Origin of the sequence: Geobacillus sp. DSP4a (genome assembly GCF_013096875.1) — a bacterium.
Classification (GTDB): Bacteria; Bacillota; Bacilli; order Bacillales; family Anoxybacillaceae; genus Geobacillus; species Geobacillus thermophilus.
The window spans coordinates 1-3,230 of record NZ_SDLD01000092.1 but is presented as its reverse complement, the minus strand read 5'-3'; the positions used below and the strand labels follow the sequence as shown (position 1 = coordinate 3,230).

Annotated in this window: 2 protein-coding genes; both read left to right on the top strand. The window is 36.6% G+C overall.

The window, feature by feature from the left end; translation table 11 throughout:
• Positions 1-360: 360 nt before the first annotated feature.
• Positions 361-1,224, top strand: a complete 864-nt coding sequence (locus tag ETC02_RS18465) for an alpha-amylase (RefSeq protein ID WP_371810220.1) — start codon at positions 361-363, stop codon at positions 1,222-1,224.
• Between the two features lie 283 nt (positions 1,225-1,507).
• Positions 1,508-2,941 carry a PPC domain-containing protein gene (locus tag ETC02_RS16325; protein ID WP_050367840.1) on the top strand — a complete coding sequence of 478 codons (1,434 nt, stop codon included), beginning with the start codon at positions 1,508-1,510 and terminating at the stop codon, positions 2,939-2,941.
• Positions 2,942-3,230: the final 289 nt, after the last annotated feature.

Sequence of the window (3,230 nt, the reverse complement as noted above, 5' to 3'; positions counted from 1 at the left end):
ATCAAATGGATATTGACCAAGCCATTGCCCGGTTTATGGAATATATAGATCAACAACCGGAAGAGGTGCTTCGACGCTTGGGGTGTGCAGCGTGATGCAAAGGTTAACTTTTCAAGGTGCATTTATATATTTTACAAAGAGATGAATTTTGCGATGCGTGCCTGTCATGCCCTGGAATTATTGAACTCCGATTCTTCTCGGAGCAACGGACGAAAAAACTATTAAAAGGACATGGTTGATAACTTTGGGAAGTTTCTATGGCTTCTATTTCCTGTTGGAAATAGAATCCATTTTTATGTAAAGAAATAGGAATATGATTTTCCTCCTATGAATAACGTTGTTATCGAGGAGGGAGAAGAAATGAAAAAAGTTGTTGCTTTCCGTATTTTATCTTTGCTGGCTGCTTTCGCCGTATTGTTTACGGCCATGCCGTTTACCGAAAAAGCATTTGCAAGCGGATATGATAGCTACATGCCCGACCCAACAAAAATTTTGACGTATGCCTATTACGAGGGAATTAGTACTCAAGAATTTAGCCATGTGAAAGAAGGTCTTTATATATGGAAAGGCATTTATTCCTATGGTGAAGAAGACGACCCGTTTACCAAATATTATCGAGAAGATGAACATGGGCTCGTATCTGGGAATTTTGATTACGGTTATTCTTTTACCCACCTTGTTTATCCGGTCAAGGTAGGAACAACTTGGTCTTATGTCAATGACGAAGGAGAAAAAATCATTTGCACGATCACGTCATTAACTAAAACAGTGAAAACAAAAGCGGGGACATTTAAAAATGTTGTGGAAATAAAAGAAAGCGATGGAAGATATCGCTACTATGCAAAGCATATCGGGTTGATAAAATCGGAAAATCCGTCTTTAGATTACGGCGATCCGGAATATGTAGAATTAGTTTCGATCAAGACGAATCCGAAAATGATCGTGATGTGGGGAAAAGAGGAATTGAAAAAAGGGCAAATAGGAAGAATTACCGTTCTTAAGCCAATTAACTTGTGGAAACGGGATAAGGCGAATCAGCTGCACTTTGTGAGGGTGTTAAAACCAGGCGAGCAATATCGTGTATATATGTATGATCACCGCTACGGAGGTCAATACGGTCTAGGCGGAGGGTACTACGTCACGAAAATGCCTTCGCATGTCAAATATGAAACACCGCCAAAACGGTTGTTAGATAAGGTAAAAGTGTTATATCCGAACGAATAAGAATTTTATAACGATGATATTAAAGAAGCAGAAAAAGGAGAGAGTAGCACCTTTGGATCATTCGGGAGCTGCTCTCTTCTTCTGTCAGGAATTTTTGCTAAATGGCGAAGTTGCATAACAGGAACAGTCTTATTCAGAAAAGGAGTTAATGTGAACTGTTAGATGAATGATAAAATAGAAAATAAGGTTATATTAGAACTTTCTTCATAAAAATACTTGATGGTAATAAATAACTATATTAATATTTGAAATAGAAAATAAATGTATATGGAGGTAAATTGGTATGAAGAAATGGATTTCGGGGGTTATGACAGCAGGCTTATTGTTTTCCAGTGCTATATTTGCTGTGCCGTCTGTTGCGCACGGTGAAGGGTATGAAACAGAAGATAATGGCAGCATGGCGAATGCTACACCAATTACGGTAAATGACACGTATAGAGGTATTTTAAGAGATAATAGTGACGTTGATTATTATAAGTTTTCTTTGAATCAACCGGGACTCGTGACATTTTCGCTCCCTAACAAATCGCAATCTGGAGATAGAATCAAAATTAGCATTGTTGACAAAAACGGTAATACTTTAGCTGATTTAGTCAATGATCCAACAAGCGCATACGATATGGTTAAAAATAGTGTTGGTTTAGCTGCTGGCGATTACTTTGTTAAGGTAGAATATTATGACTATGTAGAAAATGAACCATATTCGTTTACGCTTTCCTTTAAACCGGGAAATACATATGAACAAGAACCAAACGAGAACTTAGCTGAAGCTACCTTAGTTAACGTGAATAACACAATTGAAGGAGTTATTGAAAATGATGATGATAAGGACTATTATAAAATCATTTTAAGAAAGCCGGGAAAATTGTCATTTACGATGCTGAATGATGGGCCAGACAAAGAAATCAGTATTTTAACAAAAGATCATGATACATTAGCATACTTATATACTGACAATACAAGTGCTTACGATTCATATACTGGTAGTGTTGGTTTGCCTGCTGGAGAATTTTATATTAAAGTAGCACGTTCTGACTACTATCCATCAAATTCACCTTATCAATTTAAGCTTACTTTCAAAGAAGGGCTTAATTACGAACAAGAATTTAACAACAGTTTACGAACAGCTAATCCTGTTAAATTAAACAGTAATATTGAAGGGTTTATTCAGTTTGGTGATTATGGAGATGATGATTACTATAAAATTACGATTCCGCAGCCTACAAAAGTAAAAGTGCTACTAAGCAATACAGGAGAAAGCAAGTATGTTTCTATATATGATAAAGATAATAACCAACTAACATCATTCTGGATAAATCCAAGTACCGATTACGATGGATATTACAAGGAGATAGGATTAAATAGAGGTGAATACTATATTCTGATAGAGGGGGAGGAGAGGTTTGACCAATATATACTAACCATCACCGCTCCAAAACCGAGCGTATGGTGGGGAAAAGTAAAATTAGTTAAAGGTCAGATTGGGAAAGTGACAGTATTAAAAGATACCTATCTATGGAAAATGGATGCCAAAGGAAAACTAACGTCTGTTCGCAAACTGAAAAAAGGAGAAGAACTTCGAGTATATAGTTATAAAAACGGGCTGTATGGTGTTGGCGGCGGCTATTACGTGAAGAAAGATGCAGCGGTGAAATATGAAACTCCATCGAAGACAAAGTTAAAACAGTTGGAAGAGATTAATAAATATTATAATTAAGTGTGTCTGTCAAAATAAAAAAATGCATCAGAGTTTCTTGAGAAGCTCTTCAAGCTAATTAGCGAAACAATTATATCTGTGTGGCCTCTATTCCTGTTGGGAATAGAGGCCATTTTTTATGTAGAACGTGTTGCAAAAAAATAGTTTTTTGTTATCTCTTAACTCACATTTCGCACCCTCCCAACGAAAATCGGGAGGATTTTTTCGTTCCGATGTCGAATGAATCCTTGACACACAAGGAAAGTGAAGGAGTTTTTCTCTCATGAACGTTCAAGTCAAAAAGGTCTAT